Source organism: Haloarcula sp. DT43 (genome assembly GCF_037078405.1).
In the GTDB taxonomy this organism is placed as follows: domain Archaea; phylum Halobacteriota; class Halobacteria; order Halobacteriales; family Haloarculaceae; genus Haloarcula; species Haloarcula brevis.
The window spans coordinates 569,439-583,770 of record NZ_JAYMGZ010000001.1 but is presented as its reverse complement, the minus strand read 5'-3'; the positions used below and the strand labels follow the sequence as shown (position 1 = coordinate 583,770).

The window sequence follows — 14,332 nt, the reverse complement described above, 5'->3', positions numbered from 1 at the left end:
CTTATTCAGGGTGTAGCGCGTACGGACCCCCAATGACAGTTCGACACGACGGGCTGACCGTCGACTGGCTGGGGTACGCCACGCTCCGGTTCGCCGGCGACGACACGGTCGTGTACGTCGACCCGGGCCGGTACGGCGTGCTCACCGGCGAGTGGGAGCCACACAGCGACGGCATCGGCCACCCGCCGAGCAGCGACTACCGACCGGAGGACGGCGACGTGGTGTGCGTGACACACGTCCACCACTACGACCCCGACGGCATCGAGCGGGTCGCGAGCGAGGACGCGACAGTCGTCGCCTACGAGGGCATCGACGAACGGGTCGGCGACCGGGACCTCCCGCCGCTGTCCTCGCTCCCGTACGACGTCGTCGAGGTCGGGATGAAATCGCAGACGACGGTCGGCGACGTCCCCATCTGGTCGACGCCGGCGTACAACGAGCCGGACGGCCCGCACACGCTCCCCGACGGCACGCCCTACCACCCGGAGGGCTTCGGCTGTGGCTTCATGATAGCCGTCGAGGGGATCCGGGCGTTCTACCCCGGCGATTCGGACGTGCTGCCCGGCCACCGGACGCTCGACGTCTCGCTGCTGTGTCCGCCCATCGGCCCGCGGGCGACGATGGACCGCCACGAGGCCGCCGCCCTGGCCGCGACCATCGACCCGGACCTCGTCCTCCCGGTCCACTACAACACCTTCTCGAACCTCGAAGCCGACTCACGCGAGTTCGCCGCCGACGTGGCCGAGGCCGGCGTCCCGGTCGTGCTGGACGAGCAGTGAGAGGGTCGCGCGGTTCCGTCACCCGCGTTCGGCCCACTCGCCCCGCGCCCGGTGGGCCGCCGCTATCTCCGCGATGTCGTCCCCCGCTAACGCGCCGCGCTCGGTGACGACCGTCACCGCGGCGGCCGGCGTCACGTCGAAGGTCGGGTTCGACACGGCGATGTCCGCGTCGCCGTCGTACACCTCCCGCGGCTCCCGTTCCTCCCTGTCCCACGCCGCGTGCGGCGCAATCTTGTCCGTCGCACACACCGCGTAGCAGTCCGCGTCCGCGGCGGCCGCCGACAGCGCCGTCGAGCGGGTTCCGGCCTTGTTGACCACCCGACCGTCCGGAAGGACCCGGTCAGCACCCACGACGAGCGCGTCGGCGTTCCAGGCGTCGAGTTCGTGGCCGACGGCCGCGTCGGTGGTCAGCGTCACCGCCACGTCGTCGGCGAGCGCCTCGGCGACGCCGACGCCCTCACCGCCGGGCCGCGACTCGGCGACGAGTACGGCCTCGGGCGCGGCGGCGTCGACCACCGCACGGACGGTCCCTGAACGGGAGAGCGTGGCGAGGCGGCCGCCGACGCGCTCGGCGGCGACGGCGGCGGCCACGCGGTCGGCGGTCACCGCGTGGTTCAGCGCCTCCGTGGCGGCCCGCTCGACCGCCGCCGGCGATTCGTCGCTGACGGCGGCCATCGCCCGGTCGACCCGGTTGGCGACGACGACCATCGAGGGGCGCACCTCGCGTATCTCGGCCGCGAGCGCGGCGAGGGCGTCCCAGTCGTCGCCGTCCCGTTCGGCCGTCTCCAGGTCGTCGCGCCGCCCGGCCTCCGCCAGGGCGGCCTCGTCGCGGAGCACCTCCAGCGCCCGGAGCGACAGCCACGCCGAGCCGTGGGTCCGGTCCTCGCGGACGGTGGCGACGCGGGGCCGAACGCGGTCCCAGGCGGTCCACAGCCGCGGGACCGTCTCCCGGGACAGTATCTCAGGCGGGTGGACCCACGCGGTCTCGGTCGTCTCCTCGTTCGTCGTTACCGTGCGGGCCTCGCAGTCGAACAGGAACGGATGGACGACCCACCGGACGCCCCGGTCGGCATCCGCGACCCGGAACGGGTCGCCCTGCCGGACCAGCGTCGCCGCGCCGGTCAGCCCGGTCTCCTCGTCGATTTCGGCCCGCGCGGCCGTCTCCGGGTCCCGCCCGGCGTCATCGGCGACGTGGCCCGCGACCCCGCCCCACTGGCCCCGGTAGGAGCCGACCGCGTCGCTCCGGCGCAACAGCAGCACCTCGCCCTCGCTGCGCAGGAAGCACGTCACGACAGGGCGTGTCTCCATACGGGAGCCGAGGGCCGGCCGGAGCAAGAAAGTCCGGGCGTGGCGAGGCCCGACTGCGTTGCCGGGACTACAGCGCGTCGAGCAGACGGTCGACGTCGTCGGCGGTGTTGAACGCGTGGACGGACGCCCGAACCGCTTCAGGGTGGGGGAGGGACCTGACGACGATGCCGTCCGCCGCGAGGCGCTCGACGGTCGCCTCGGGGTCGTCCGCGGCGAACGTCACGAGGCCGGACTCGTATGCGCGGGGACTCAATAAGCGGTCGCCGAGGCCGTCCTTGAGGCGGTCGGTCAGTCGTTCGACGCGGGACTGAACCGTATCGAGGCCGACGGCCTCGATTGTCTCGACGGCGTTTGCGAGCGCGACGTAGGGGACCGGCGAGGTGGTGCCGACCTCGAAGCGGCGCGCGCCCTCGTAGTACTCGTACGCCTCCGCATCGGGACTCTCGACGCTACGGTAGCCGATGCGGGTCTGGCGCAATCGGCCATACGCGTCGGGGTCGACGTAGAGGAACCCACCGCCCCAGACGCCCAGCAGCCACTTGTGGCCCGCCGCGACCACGAAGTCCGCGCCCCACTCGGTCACGTCGACGGGGTGTTGGCCGACAGACTGGACGGCGTCGACGAGCACCTGCGCGCCGGCGTCGTGGGCCGCGTCGACCACGTCCGCGACCGGGAGTCTGGTCCCGTGTGTCCAGGTGAGCGAACTCAGTGCCACGAGCCTGGCATCGGCCACGGCGTCTTTCACGTCTGCCATGTCGAGCCGCCCGCCGTCGGTTTCCAGCACACGGACCTCGATGTCGTGGGTGTCGGCAAGCCGGTCCCAGGGGAGCGTACAGGCCGGGTGTTCGAGGTCGGTCCGGACCACCACGTCGCCGGGCTGCCAGTCGATAGCCCCGGCGACCATGTTGACCCCGTCGGCGGTGCTGCGAGTGAACGCGACGTTGGCGGCCTCGGTCCCGATGTGGCCGGCGACGACCTCGCGGGCCGCCGCGATGGCGTCCCACGCGACCGCGTAGGGGCCGTCGCCGGCAGGCGCATCGAAGGCGTGCCGTTCGAGAAACGACGTGGCGGCGTCGACGACGGGGCGGGGCGTCGGCCCGCTCGCGCCCGTGTTGAAGTACGTACACCGTTCGAGCGCCGGAATCGAGGCCCGCAGTTCGGCCGGGTTCATACCGCTGTCCACGAGCGCCGCACGCTTCAGCCCTGCGTGACTCGGACGCCAGCAGTACCGGTCGGGTCCCGGACCGACACACCGGTTCCGTTCGTGCACATCTGACCCCGAAATAAGCCGTTTTCGTTGCGTTTCACAACAAAAATCGCTTATTACTCAGCCTCAGCCGCATCTCCAAGCGGCCGCCCAGTGCTCAGTCCTGCTGGCACTCACAGCCGCCCTGCTCGAAGAACTCCGCGACGGCGTACTGGCTCCCGCACGACTGGCACAGCACCTGTGCGTCCAGAAACACCTCGAAGTCCTCGATGTCGACTCGGCCCGTATCCCGGAGTTTCTCGATGCGCTGGTCGGTGACCGACAGCGTCCGGGTCAGCAGTCGTTGGATGCTCTCGAGGTCCTTCTCGATTTTCTCGTCGTCGGACAGCCCCTGATACTCCGCGCCGCGCCACTCCTTCAGGTACGACCGGATGGCCTGATAGGTGACGAAGTCGGTTTCGAGGGCGTCGACGTCGACGCCGTTGCGTTCGAGTCGGTTGACGGTGTCGGTCCGGACACCCGTGCTGATGTCGTCGCCGGTGAGGTTCTCGTAGGTCGATTCCACGTCGCTTTCGAGCGCGCTCAGCCCCGCATCGACCAGCGCGCGCTCGAGGAGTCGCTTGTTGAAAAACTCCGCGAGGTCACGGAGGCTCATGCGCTCTTCGCCGTCGCCGGTCCAGCGAGCCTCCATCTCCGCACCGAGCCCATCGAGTTCGTACTCGTCGATGAGTCGAGCGACTTTGCTCGACGGCCGCCCGTCTGTCGTATTCGCCATCTGTTGTCCCCACGTACGGTAACCGGAATTAAAAGGCTACTGGGGTTAGATCGAAGTGATGCGGTTGAAGTCGTCGTCCAGCGCTTGGGCGTCCTCCGGCAGGAGGGCGACGACCAGGTGCTCGGCGTAGTCGGCGAAGTACTCGACGAGTTCGGCGATGCGCGCCGAGTCGATGGCCTCCAGGGAGTCGAGCAGCATGAACGGGACCGATTCGTGGAGGTCGTGGACCAGATAGCCCGCCAGGGCGAAGATGAGGCCCGTCACCTCGCGCTCGCTCTCGCTCAGGTGCTCGATGGTGTCTTCGTAGGCCGCGCCGTTCTCGGTTGTCCGGACGATGTGGAGTTCGAACACCGTGCGGTCGACCTTCTGACGGCCCTCGCGGACGGTCTGCTCGACGCGTTCTATCCAGATGCGTTCGAGGTTCTCGTACTCCAGGATGCCGAGGATGGCGTCCATGTGGTCGTTGAACTGGTCGACGGCGTTGGCCTCTATCTGGTCGATTTTCGTCCGCTTGTCGGTGAGTTCGTCCACCAGCGCGTCGCGTTCCTCGCGGAGGTCGTCGGCCCGCTGGACCATCGCCTCGATTTCCTCGATTTCGGCCGAGACGTCGTCGAGGTCGGACTCCAGGCTGTCGATTTCGAACTCGAGCTGGTTGGCCTCACGGTGGAGCGAGAGGATTTCGTCGAAGTCCTCGGACTCGAGGTTGTCGACCTCGTCTTCCAGCGATTCGACGTCGCTGGTCAGCTCCTCGCGCCGGTCTTTCAGCGAGGCAATCTGCTCTTCGCGGCGGTCTATCTCCGTCTCCGTCTCCTGTATCTTCCGCTCGACGTTCTCGCGGCGGCGCTGTTTCTTCTCGGCCTCGCGCTGGTCGGCCTTGAGGTCGTCCAGTTCCGACTTGATATCGTTGAGGTCCTCGACCTTCTGCCGGCGGAGGTCCTGCAGGCGGTCGACGGTGTCCTCTATCTGCTCGCGGTCGACCGTCGAGCCACACGTCCAGCAGACGACCGACTCCTCGTCCTCGCTTTCGAGGAGTTGCTCCGTCACGTCCCCGTCGGAGCCGCCGGGCGCGTCGTCCAGCGACTGGATGACGTCGTAGTCCTCCTCTTCGAGGCGCTCCTCGTTGTACTGGATGAGGCTCTGGAGGTCGGATATCTCGCTGTTCAGTCGCTGTCGCTGGTCGCGCAGGCCCGCGATTTCGTCTTCGAGGTGCTGGTGGTCGCCCATCGGTGTCTCCGGGAGCTCGTCCAGTTCGTCGTCGAGGTCGGACCGTTCGCGTTTCAGCGAGGCGATGCTCTCCTCCTGGGCCTCGATGTCCCGGCGGACGGATTCGAGGTCCGACCGCGTCGACCGGAGCTCTTCGAGCTTCTCTTCGAGCACGTCCTGTTCCTGCCGGCTCTCCTCGATATCCCGGCTGCTGTTGTCGATTTCCTCCTCGCGCTCGGCCAGTTCCTCGCGCTTGTCCGCTATCTGCTCGCGGAGTTCGGTCCGGCGCTGTTCGAGGTCCGGGAGGTCGCGCTGGCGGGACTCGATGGTGGCGAGTTCGTCGTTGATGTCGCCTTTCTCCGCTTCCAGCCGTTCGACCTCCGACCGGATGGCGTCGATGTCGACCGGCCGCATGATTATCTCGCGGAGGTCGTCGCCCCGTGCGACGGAGCGACGGGCCTCGTTGGTTTCGAGCAGGAACGCGAACAGGTCTGCGACTTCGGGGTCGTCGAGGTAGCCCGCCCCGTCGAACTGGACGGCGTCGCCCGCCCGCGTGAGCGTCCGTTCGTACATCTCGTTCCCGTAGCTGAGGGTGACGCTGCCCTCGTCGGCGTCGCCTTTCAGCGTCGCCTGCGTGCTCCCCATCGCCGCCATGATAGACTGCAGAAACGACGTCCGGTTGGTCGCGTTCTTGCCCGTCAGAACCGTCACACCCGGCGGAATATCGACCGTCGTCTCGTCTATCCCGCCGATGTTGGTCACATCGAAATGGGCGACACTAGAGTCTTGCTTTGATTCTGGCATTGGCCTGCTGTTGTCGGAGAGGATATAAAAATAATTTCATTCCCAAAAGTGAACGTCTGTGCGGGGCAGTCGACACACTGGACGCAGCGGCCGCGTTACCGGCACGGAGCGACGGTCGACCCCGAATAACACCTGTACCAATATTATTCCTGCACTGCGACTGACGGTGCGTGAAGCGGCCAGCAAAGTCTATTTTGTTGTGTTTCCTAATGGATATCGCTTGTGTAGTATCTCAGATGCCAATCTATAAGTCGCCGTGTCCGGAACCGGGACGTGTGACCCGCTACGAAACGTTGCTGGAGGTCGAACTCGACGAGTGGGACAGTGGGTACGGCGTTCTGCAGGTCGTCGACCCGGACGACAGCGACACCGCCGAGTTGCGGTTCTGTTACTTCAACGAGGACGGCAAGTTCACCAATCGACCGCTGACGCTGCGGCCCGACGAGGAGACGCTGGACCGGACGACGCGAATGGTGGAGAACCTCGGGTACGTCGCGCGGACGTTCGACCCGGCGGAGATACGCGAACTCGTCGACACGCTCGGCGAGGACAGGGTCATCGAGCTCGCACAGCTCGTCGACACGCTCGGCGAAGCGCGGTTGGCGGAGATACTCGGGGCGTGAGGATGGCAGAGACCCACCCGCTCGTGACGGTCGAAACCATCGTTCTCGTGGGTCTCGGCGGGTTCGCCGGCTCGAACCTTCGGTACTTCGTCGGCCTCTTTCTGCCGGGGTTACAGGGGACGTTGTTGGTCAACGCCCTCGGCAGTTTCGCGCTCGGCGTCCTGGTGTACGAGGGACTGCAGGTCGGTGCGTTGGCCAGCGAGACGAAACTGGCCGCGTCGACGGGCTTCATCTCCTCGTTTACCACCTACAGCACGTTCGCGGTGGAAACCGTGCTGACGCCCGAGTGGGCCGTCGCAAACGTCATCGGAAGTTACGCCCTGGGGTTTGCGGGCGTCCTCGTCGGCCGCCTAGCCGTCCGTCTATCCGCCAGGGGTGAGCGCTGATGGTGGCTATCGAGCCGGCGCACCTGGTCGGAACCGGCGGCGCTATCGGCGCGGTCTGTCGCCACTACCTGGCGGGAGCCGTCCAGCGGGAGACGTTCCCGCTCGGGACGTTCACCGTGAACGTCGTCGGGAGCTTCGTCCTCGGATTGCTGACCTTCGCCGGCGTGGCCGGCGACGCGGCGCTGCTGGTCGGCGTTGGCGCGTGCGGGTCGTTCACGACGTTCTCCTCCTTTTCCGTCGGGACGGTCCGGCTGTGGGAGGACGGGTACGTGGCGCTGGCCGTGCTCAACGCCGTCGGCACCCTCGTCTGTGCGCTGGCCGCAATCGGACTGGCCTATGGGCTCACCCAGGTAGTGTGAGTCCCGTCGCATCGGTCGTGCGAGCGCGAGTTCAGAACCCGCCGTCGGTTCGGGCCTCGACACCGTCGAGGGCGCTTGCCCGCGGCGTCTCGCCGCCGTGGGGCGTCCGCCGCTCGCGGACCGTCACGCGGTGGACGGACTCGGTGCTGTCGTCGACGACGAGCGCGTCACCCGTCGCCTCGGGCAGTCGGGCCGCGAAGTCGCCGTCGAGGTACGTGGGCTGGACCGCCTGCAACGCGTCGATGTCGGCCGCGCTCGTCAGCCGGTGAGCCACGAGCAGGTCGGCCTGGGAGACGGTCGTCGCCGGCACGGCGCTGGGTCGCTGTGTCGCCAGCACGCAACTGACGCCGGGCTGGCGGCCCCGCGTGACGAGCCGACGGAGCGGCCGCCGGGCGACCCCGTCAGTAAACGCGTGAGCCTCGTCGACCAGCAGCCAGGGCAGGCGGCTCGTCCGTTCGGCCAGGCGAGCGTCGTACAGCGCGGTGGCGACGGCGGCCAGGACTGCGCCCGCCGGCCGCGAACCGAGGTCGGACAGGTCGAGCACCGTCAATTCGTCGCTACACAGTGCCTCCGTCTCGATGCCCGCCGAGTCGAACACGTCCCAGGACGCGGCCAGCGCGAGGTGGTTCGCCGCCGCTCGGCCCGCGCTCGCTGTCGTCTCCGCGTCGGTCACCCACGCACGCATCCCGTCGAGCGTCTCGCGCTCGCTGGCCGCGCGCCACACGAGCGCGCCGGCACCCTGTTCCGGGTCGAGCCCCAGCACCGTGCACCACTGGCGCGGGCCGAGCGCGTCCGCACGGACACCGGGGTCGACCACTGTCGCCGACGCGTCCGCGGCGTCCAGCGGCGCGAACGCACCCATCGGGTCGACGACGACGGGCGCGACCCCCTCGGCGGCCAGCAACCCCTCGGCGAGGACCCCGAGCGTGTACGTCTTCCCCGACCCGCGCTTGCCGACGACGAGGCCGACGTGTGGCCGGTCGACGTCGAGGTCGACCGCAGCACCGCGGCTCCCGTCACGGGCCCGATAGTGGCCCAGCCGCGCCGTCGCCCCCGTCACACCGTCGCGTCCGATGACGACCATGCCGGCGGTTGGTCCGTTCCGGTACTTGAACGTTCGTCCGAGGGTTCAAGTGCGAATCCGGAACCACACCGTCCCATGTCAGACTCGCTGTGGCGCGACGAACGTGCCATCGAAGGGCTGCCGATTCGCCTCGTCATCGCGCTGGTGGTCGGCGTGGCCTGCCTCTCCGTGATGATGAGCACCATCTCCGGAATCGAGACGCTCCAAGTGACCGAAGTCGACGTCGAACCGCATCCGGAAGTTACCGACCCGGGGACACAGGACGTGGTCGTCACCGTCGTCGACTCGAAGGGCGCGCCCGTGTCCGGCGCGACGGTGGTCGCAAAGAGCGGCACGGCGACGCTCTCGTCGGTCACGACGGGGGAGACAGACGGCGCGGGGAACGCGACCCTCTCGCTGTCGCCGTCGCTCGGGCCGAACCAACAGGACGGCACGGTCACGTTCGAGGTGAAACCGCCGGCGGGCAGTAGCTACGAGGACGCGCGCTCGAACACCGATCTGCTCGTCGTCAGGTCGCCCTAGCCGTCCCAGTCTATCCACTCCTGCTCCCAGCCGGCGCGGGACTGGGCTGCCCGCCGGGCGTGCTCGCGGTCCTCGCGGTGAGTCCGGTTTCGCTCGACGGTGTCTGCCTGCTCGCCCTCGACGAGCATCGGCTGGAAGGCGACGGTGCCGTGTCGTTCGACCGACCCGTCGGCGTCGACGACGGCCAGCGACTGCTCGCCGGTGCCCAGCGGCATCACCAGCCGCCCGTCGTCGGTCAGTTGCTGGAGGAGTGCCCTGGGCGGGTCGATTGCGGCGGCTTCCAGCAGAATGCGGTCGTAGGGCGCGTACTCGGGCAGCCCGTCGTCCCCGTCGCGACGGTCCACGAGGACGGCGTCGTAGCCCGCTTTCGCCAGGTTCTGGCGCGCTTCGACGACGAGCCGCCGCGTGATGTCTATCGCCTGTACGTTGGCCGCGCCGACGTGTTCCGCCAGCACTGCGGCCGTGTAGCCGACGCCGGCACCGACCACGAGTACGTCGTCGTCTTCCTCGGGCGACAGGGCCTCCAGCACTCGGCCGGCGGTGCTGGGCGAGAGCACGCGCGTGCCGAGGCGTTCGAACGGACGGTCGGAGTAGGCCTGTTGCTCGCCGACAAAGGCCTCGCGGGGGACGGCACGCATCGCTGTCGACAGCCACGCGCTCCGGACGACACCCTTGCTGTCGTGTTGCAGGCTGTCGACCATGTCGTCCCGCAGTACCGCCGGGTCCATACCAGTATTTTCGGCCGGAACTATATCAATGGCGCGACACCGGCCACGTCCCTCGAAAACCTACTGCAGCGGGACGAACCGGACGCCGCCGTGGTCGGCCCTGTCGAGCGTGCCGTCGGCCCGCTTTGTCGCCCGGACAAGGCGCTGTCGGCCGTCGCCCAGCGGAGCCAGGAGGACGCCGCCGTCGCGGGTCTGGTCGACGAGCGGGCCGGGGAACTCCGGGGCGGCGCAGGCCAGGTACGTACGGTCGTAGGGCGCGTACTCGGACCACCCGTGCTTGCCGTCGCCGACTCGCACCGAAACCTCGCCGTAGCCGGTCGCCGCCAGCGTCTCGCGGGCCGCGTCGGCCAGCGGCGCGTGGTACTCCACGCTGTAGACGTTCTCGGGACCGACCAGTTCGGCGGTCACCGCGGCGTGGTAGCCACAGCCGGTCCCGATTTCGAGCACCCGGTCGCCCGGGGACAGGTCGAGCAACTCGGCCATGAGTGCGACCATGTGCGGCGCAGAAATCGTCTGGCCCGACCCGATGGGGAGGGGGCGGTCGGCATAGGCGCTGTGTCGCTCCTCGTCCGGGACGAACAGGTGGCGCGGAACGGACCTTATCGCCGCGAGGACGGCCTCGTCGGAGACGCGCGAGCGCAAGCGGTCGGCCAGCCGCGACCGCTGTCGATCCCAGTCGACCATCCTACCACGCTGACCACGCCGTGGTCGACTCGTCCCTGACGTACAGCCGGTTGATGTCCTTGGCGATACCCATGTCGCCGTCGTGGTCCATGTTCTGGTGGTCGTAGCCGTGGGCGTCGTCGCGGACGTGAATCCCCTCGACAGTGAACTCCTCCTCGCCGAACTCCTCGGTCTCGCCGACGACGAACTCGTAGTCGCCGGGGACGTGGAGCTTGAAGCTCTCCGTCTCGTCGTGGGTCCCGTCTTTCGGGTGCATCGTCACGTTGACCGCGACGTTCCCGACCGCGCGCGACCAGATGGTCTGGACGTCGTCGGCGACCGCCTCGTCCTCGCGGCCGTCCGCGGTCTCCAGGCTGGTGATGCGCGCGGTCACGACGGCTTCCTCCGTCTCCAGCAGGAACTCCTCGCCGACGGACAGCTCCTCGCCGGCCGGGACGTCGACCTCCGCGGTGAAGGAGTCCCCGTCCTGGGAGACGACGACGCTTCGCTCCAGCGTCTCCTCGTCGGGCAGTTGCTCCTTGTGGACGTGGTCACAGTCCGTACAGCGGACCGTCACGTGGCCGCCCGGCTTCAGCACCTCGTGAACCGTTTCCAGGTCCGGCGAACAGGCCGGACACGGGAGGGCGATGCGGTCGCCCGGTGTAGCGTCTGTCATACACCGGAGTTGACCGCGCTCCCGTAAATGGTCGTCGCCACGCCGCTGCTCGTGGTTCTCACCCGCACGGCCACACAGAACTTATTGAACCGACGGAACAACTGCCGGGGTCCCCGGAAGAACCGCGCCGAGATAGCGAGCGCCTGCATCGTCGCGCTGCTGCCGGCGCTGATGGTCGCAACGCTCGTGGTGCTGAAGGGAGCGTTCCGCTACGACCCGCCCGATGTCCCACAGGTGGGGACCACTATCACCGTCGCAACGATGGCGTTCATGGCCACAGTACACGGGCTCGTCCTCGCGTGGAACCTCGGCTACGCGGTGCCGTTCGACCTCGTCCTCGCCGGGTCGCTCGTCTGGGCGGTGCTCATCGTCGTCTACGCCGCGAACGGAGAGCGCGTACACGCATAGCGAGGCGGTCGTCGTCCGCGCGACCGTCGCGGCCTGACCGCTCACTCTACCCGGGGAAGTTTCACTTCCTCGCCAGCTCACGGCTCCCGTCAGTCGCCGTTCGCTCGTGGGAGGTCCACGACCTCCCCATCCGCGTACACGGTCGGTTCCGTCAGAATCCCGTCCAGGTGAATCGGCGCGTGGACGTCCCCGCCCATCGCGTGGTCGTCGCCGATGGCGATGTGGACCGTCCCGCCGGCCTTCTCGTCCAGCAGGACGGAGCCGACGAGTTCGGTCACGGCGACGTTCGTGCCGATGCCGAGTTCGGCGAGGTTGTAGGCGTCGCGCCCGACCTCCTCGGCGGCCTCCTCGACCTCGGTGCGGATGTCGGGGTCGTCGATGTCCGTGACGTAGCCGTCCTCGACGTCGAACGTGAGCCGTTTGCCGTCGAGTTTGCCGTGGGGACGCATCGTCCCGTCGACGACGAACGTGCCGTCGGCCGTCTCCGGGGCGAGGAACACCTCGCCGGCGGGGAGGTTCGACATCTCGCCGGGTTCGTGGACGATACCGGTGTCCATGTGCCACTCGCGGTCGCCGACGCCGAAGGTGATGTCGGTGCCCTGTGGCGAGGTGACCCGGATTTCCGCGGCGGCTTCGATCTGGGCCAGCACGTCCTCGCAGTGCTGTTCGATGCGGTGGTAGTCGGCGTCTAACCCCATCAGGAACACGCCCTCGCTGATGCCGGGCAGCGTTGCGACCCGAGCGCCGGCGTCGTTGGCGTCGGTCCGGGCCTGGGTGTGGCTCAGGCTCTTGGTCGTCGGCGCGAGCACCACGTCGGCGGTCGCCATCGCGCCGGCGACCGGCGCGGGCGGCTCCACGCCGTGTTGCTCACCCGGCGGGTAGCGAACGAAGACCGCGTCGTCGGTAACCTCGGCGGCGACGCGGTACAGCGCCTCCCCGATGGCTTTCCGCAGGTCGTCGGTGATTACCGCGCAGGATTCGTCGGGCTGGAGGTTCAGACACTGTTTGACGGCGGTCTCTGCGGGGGCGCGAAGCGACGAGTTGTCCATACCGTTGCTGTGCTCTCCGACCGAATAACTCTTGATAGCCCGCCGCCAAACCGCGCGATATCTCAGCGATTTCGGACGTTTTATGTTAAAAGTTCACAAACAGCAGAGGTACAACTATCTGAGTTAATTTCTCCAAATTTTAATCACAAAGAATATACTCTCCCCGGAGATATGGACATCCATGCTCCACGTGGGCATCAACGGCTTCGGCACCATCGGGAAACGCGTCGCTGACGCGGTGCGTGTCCAGCCAGATATGACAGTTGCGGGCGTAGCGAAGCGCTCGCCGAACTTCGAGGCAACTATCGCGGACGACCGCGGCTACGACCTTTACGCCGCGGACGGGCGCGAACCGTTCGACGACGCTGACCTCGCGACGGCCGGCACAGTCCACGACCTCATCGAGACGAGCGACGTGGTCGTCGACACCACACCGGGCGGCATCGGCGCGGCCAACGCGCCGCTGTACGCCGAACACGACACGCCAGCCATCTTCCAGGGTGGGGAGGACCCCGACGTGGCGGACGTGAGCTTCAACGCTCGCGCCAACTACGAACAGGCGGTCGGCGCGGACACCGCTCGCGTCGTCTCATGTAACACGACCGGCCTCTCACGACTGCTCTCGCCGCTGAAGGAATCCTACGGCGTCGAGAAATCGCGCGTGACGCTGGTCCGGCGCGGTGCCGACCCGGGCCAGACCGGTCGCGGCCCCATCAACGACACGCTGCCGGACCCCGTCGAAATCCCCTCCCACCACGGTCCCGACGTCCAGACGATTTTCCCCGACCTCGACATCGACACGATGGGGATGAAGGTCCCGACGACGCAGATGCACACCCACAGCGTCAACGTCACGCTGGAGAGCGAGCCCACGACGGAGGAAGTCACGTCCCTGCTCGCCGACGAGTCGCGCCTGTTTCTCATCCCTGAGACGCTCGGCATCGACGGCGCGGGGAAGCTCAAGGAGTACACCCGCGACGCCGGCCGCCCGCGCGGCGACGTGTGGGAGAACTGCATCTGGGCCGAGTCCATCACGGTCGAGGGCCGGGACCTCTACCTGTTCCAGGCCATCCACCAGGAAGCCGACGTGGTGCCCGAGAACATCGACGCCGTCCGCGCGCTCTCCGGGCGGACCGCGAGCGCCGAGAAGAGCATCCGCCGCACCGACGAAGCTCTCGGCGTCGGCCGCGGACTCGTCGAACACGACGGCAGCCCACAGCGCGTCGACAGTCACGCCGACGACTGATTCTCACTCCAGTTCGTGGAACTCGATTTCGCCGGTGTCCGTCGAGAGCGTCGCGACGGAGAACGGCCCCGGTGCCGGCGGAATCGAGATACCACCGGGATTGATTCGCTCCGTCCCCCCGCGCTCCTCGTGGCCGCGTTCGTGGGTGTGCCCGTGGAGCACGTAGTCGTAGCTGCCACACTCGACCAGCGCGTCGACGAGTTCGCCGCTGGTGCCGTGATACACCGCGATGTCGTGTCCGTCGACGGTCAGCTCGCCCATCTCGCCGAAGTACGTGCCAAAGTCCTCGACCGTCGATTGGACCGCCCACTCGCCGTCGTTGTTGCCGCGGACGGCGTAGAACGACCAGTCGCGGTCGAACGGCGTCACCGAGAACGGGGCCACGAAGTCGCCGCAGTGGACGACCGTCTCACAGCCCGCGTCCGCGAACGTCTCGACTGCGGCCTCGACCAGCGACGTGTTGTCGTGCGTGTCCGAGACGATACCGACGTGCATACCGACGACGTTCAGCC

At 68.1% G+C, this 14,332-nt stretch carries 17 protein-coding genes; 7 read left to right on the top strand and 10 right to left on the bottom strand.

All coding sequences use genetic code 11. From position 1 onward, the window contains the following. Positions 1–32: 32 nt before the first annotated feature. Positions 33–779, top strand: a complete 747-nt coding sequence (locus VI123_RS03160) for an MBL fold metallo-hydrolase (protein WP_336336607.1) — start codon at positions 33–35, stop codon at positions 777–779. 18 nt (positions 780–797) lie between these two features. Here VI123_RS03160 and VI123_RS03155 read toward each other — a convergent pair whose 3' ends face one another. The 4 genes from VI123_RS03155 to VI123_RS03140 form a co-directional block, all read right to left on the bottom strand. Further along, a complete protein-coding gene (locus tag VI123_RS03155; protein ID WP_336336606.1) occupies positions 798–2,087 on the bottom strand; it encodes an NUDIX domain-containing protein in 1,290 nt (429 codons plus the stop codon). Positions 2,088–2,154: 67 nt separating this feature from the next. After that, complete coding sequence (locus VI123_RS03150; RefSeq protein WP_336336605.1) at positions 2,155–3,258, bottom strand: aminotransferase class V-fold PLP-dependent enzyme; 1,104 nt, start codon at positions 3,256–3,258, stop codon at positions 2,155–2,157. 193 nt (positions 3,259–3,451) lie between these two features. Next, positions 3,452–4,069 carry a rod-determining factor RdfA gene (rdfA, locus tag VI123_RS03145; RefSeq protein WP_336336604.1) on the bottom strand — a complete coding sequence of 206 codons (618 nt, stop codon included), beginning with the start codon at positions 4,067–4,069 and terminating at the stop codon, positions 3,452–3,454. A 45-nt stretch (positions 4,070–4,114) separates the two neighbouring features. After that, positions 4,115–6,076, bottom strand: a complete 1,962-nt coding sequence (locus VI123_RS03140) for an archaea-specific SMC-related protein (RefSeq protein WP_336336603.1) — start codon at positions 6,074–6,076, stop codon at positions 4,115–4,117. Positions 6,077–6,351: 275 nt separating this feature from the next. Here VI123_RS03140 and VI123_RS03135 point away from each other — a divergent pair, with 275 nt between their 5' ends. From VI123_RS03135 to crcB, 3 genes are read left to right on the top strand one after another with little or no spacing between them, the layout of a single operon-like run. After that, the gene (locus VI123_RS03135; protein WP_336336602.1) at positions 6,352–6,699 is read left to right on the top strand and encodes a hypothetical protein; all 348 of its coding nucleotides are present in this window, start codon (positions 6,352–6,354) and stop codon (positions 6,697–6,699) included. 2 nt (positions 6,700–6,701) lie between these two features. Beyond that, the gene (locus VI123_RS03130; protein WP_336336601.1) at positions 6,702–7,085 is read left to right on the top strand and encodes a fluoride efflux transporter FluC; all 384 of its coding nucleotides are present in this window, start codon (positions 6,702–6,704) and stop codon (positions 7,083–7,085) included. After that, positions 7,085–7,444, top strand: a complete 360-nt coding sequence (gene crcB / locus VI123_RS03125; protein ID WP_336336600.1) for a fluoride efflux transporter CrcB — start codon at positions 7,085–7,087, stop codon at positions 7,442–7,444. The genes VI123_RS03130 and crcB overlap by 1 nt, the downstream gene beginning before the upstream one ends. 31 nt (positions 7,445–7,475) lie before the next feature. On the opposite strand, the gene VI123_RS03120 is transcribed toward crcB, so the two are convergent. Then, entirely contained in the window at positions 7,476–8,528 is a 1,053-nt protein-coding gene (locus tag VI123_RS03120) for an ATP-binding protein (RefSeq protein WP_336336599.1), read from the bottom strand. Positions 8,529–8,603: 75 nt separating this feature from the next. On the opposite strand from VI123_RS03120, the gene VI123_RS03115 reads away from it, so the two are divergent. Next, positions 8,604–9,050, top strand: a complete 447-nt coding sequence (locus VI123_RS03115) for a DUF7382 domain-containing protein (protein ID WP_336336598.1) — start codon at positions 8,604–8,606, stop codon at positions 9,048–9,050. Here the strand turns inward: VI123_RS03115 and VI123_RS03110 are convergent. The 3 genes from VI123_RS03110 to VI123_RS03100 are packed head-to-tail and all read right to left on the bottom strand — an operon-like array spanning position 9,047 to position 11,117. After that, the gene (locus VI123_RS03110; RefSeq protein WP_336336597.1) at positions 9,047–9,778 is read right to left on the bottom strand and encodes a protein-L-isoaspartate O-methyltransferase family protein; all 732 of its coding nucleotides are present in this window, start codon (positions 9,776–9,778) and stop codon (positions 9,047–9,049) included. The genes VI123_RS03115 and VI123_RS03110 overlap by 4 nt on opposite strands. Before the next feature lie 60 nt (positions 9,779–9,838). Continuing rightward, positions 9,839–10,462 carry a protein-L-isoaspartate(D-aspartate) O-methyltransferase gene (locus tag VI123_RS03105; protein WP_336336596.1) on the bottom strand — a complete coding sequence of 208 codons (624 nt, stop codon included), beginning with the start codon at positions 10,460–10,462 and terminating at the stop codon, positions 9,839–9,841. A gap of 1 nt (position 10,463) precedes the next feature. Further along, positions 10,464–11,117 carry an HVO_0476 family zinc finger protein gene (locus VI123_RS03100; RefSeq protein WP_336336595.1) on the bottom strand — a complete coding sequence of 218 codons (654 nt, stop codon included), beginning with the start codon at positions 11,115–11,117 and terminating at the stop codon, positions 10,464–10,466. Between the two features lie 27 nt (positions 11,118–11,144). On the opposite strand from VI123_RS03100, the gene VI123_RS03095 reads away from it, so the two are divergent. Continuing rightward, entirely contained in the window at positions 11,145–11,525 is a 381-nt protein-coding gene (locus VI123_RS03095) for an SdpI family protein (RefSeq protein ID WP_336336594.1), read from the top strand. 89 nt (positions 11,526–11,614) lie between these two features. On the opposite strand, the gene VI123_RS03090 is transcribed toward VI123_RS03095, so the two are convergent. Continuing rightward, positions 11,615–12,574: an aminopeptidase gene (locus VI123_RS03090; RefSeq protein ID WP_336336593.1), complete on the bottom strand. Its 960-nt coding sequence runs from the start codon at positions 12,572–12,574 to the stop codon at positions 11,615–11,617. Positions 12,575–12,755: 181 nt separating this feature from the next. Between VI123_RS03090 and VI123_RS03085 the strand changes: the two genes are divergently transcribed. Beyond that, positions 12,756–13,820 carry a type II glyceraldehyde-3-phosphate dehydrogenase gene (locus VI123_RS03085; protein ID WP_336336592.1) on the top strand — a complete coding sequence of 355 codons (1,065 nt, stop codon included), beginning with the start codon at positions 12,756–12,758 and terminating at the stop codon, positions 13,818–13,820. A 3-nt stretch (positions 13,821–13,823) separates the two neighbouring features. Here VI123_RS03085 and VI123_RS03080 read toward each other — a convergent pair whose 3' ends face one another. Next, positions 13,824–14,315 carry a metallophosphoesterase gene (locus tag VI123_RS03080; protein ID WP_336336591.1) on the bottom strand — a complete coding sequence of 164 codons (492 nt, stop codon included), beginning with the start codon at positions 14,313–14,315 and terminating at the stop codon, positions 13,824–13,826. Positions 14,316–14,332 lie beyond the last annotated feature (17 nt).

Bases quoted from the DNA above. Each gene is read 5' to 3' on its own strand.
- VI123_RS03090 (WP_336336593.1), bottom strand. From the start codon at position 12,574: ATGGACAACTCGTCGCTTCGCGCCCCCGCAGAGACCGCCGTCAAACAG.
- rdfA (WP_336336604.1), bottom strand. From the start codon at position 4,069: ATGGCGAATACGACAGACGGGCGGCCGTCGAGCAAAGTCGCTCGACTC.
- VI123_RS03140 (WP_336336603.1), bottom strand. From the start codon at position 6,076: ATGCCAGAATCAAAGCAAGACTCTAGTGTCGCCCATTTCGATGTGACC.
- VI123_RS03110 (WP_336336597.1), bottom strand. From the start codon at position 9,778: ATGGACCCGGCGGTACTGCGGGACGACATGGTCGACAGCCTGCAACAC.
- VI123_RS03155 (WP_336336606.1), bottom strand. From the start codon at position 2,087: ATGGAGACACGCCCTGTCGTGACGTGCTTCCTGCGCAGCGAGGGCGAG.
- VI123_RS03095 (WP_336336594.1), top strand. From the start codon at position 11,145: ATGGTCGTCGCCACGCCGCTGCTCGTGGTTCTCACCCGCACGGCCACA.
- VI123_RS03105 (WP_336336596.1), bottom strand. From the start codon at position 10,462: ATGGTCGACTGGGATCGACAGCGGTCGCGGCTGGCCGACCGCTTGCGC.
- VI123_RS03085 (WP_336336592.1), top strand. From the start codon at position 12,756: ATGCTCCACGTGGGCATCAACGGCTTCGGCACCATCGGGAAACGCGTC.
- VI123_RS03115 (WP_336336598.1), top strand. From the start codon at position 8,604: ATGTCAGACTCGCTGTGGCGCGACGAACGTGCCATCGAAGGGCTGCCG.
- VI123_RS03100 (WP_336336595.1), bottom strand. From the start codon at position 11,117: ATGACAGACGCTACACCGGGCGACCGCATCGCCCTCCCGTGTCCGGCC.
- VI123_RS03080 (WP_336336591.1), bottom strand. From the start codon at position 14,315: ATGCACGTCGGTATCGTCTCGGACACGCACGACAACACGTCGCTGGTC.
- VI123_RS03120 (WP_336336599.1), bottom strand. From the start codon at position 8,528: ATGGTCGTCATCGGACGCGACGGTGTGACGGGGGCGACGGCGCGGCTG.
- VI123_RS03150 (WP_336336605.1), bottom strand. From the start codon at position 3,258: ATGAACCCGGCCGAACTGCGGGCCTCGATTCCGGCGCTCGAACGGTGT.
- crcB (WP_336336600.1), top strand. From the start codon at position 7,085: ATGGTGGCTATCGAGCCGGCGCACCTGGTCGGAACCGGCGGCGCTATC.
- VI123_RS03160 (WP_336336607.1), top strand. From the start codon at position 33: ATGACAGTTCGACACGACGGGCTGACCGTCGACTGGCTGGGGTACGCC.
- VI123_RS03130 (WP_336336601.1), top strand. From the start codon at position 6,702: ATGGCAGAGACCCACCCGCTCGTGACGGTCGAAACCATCGTTCTCGTG.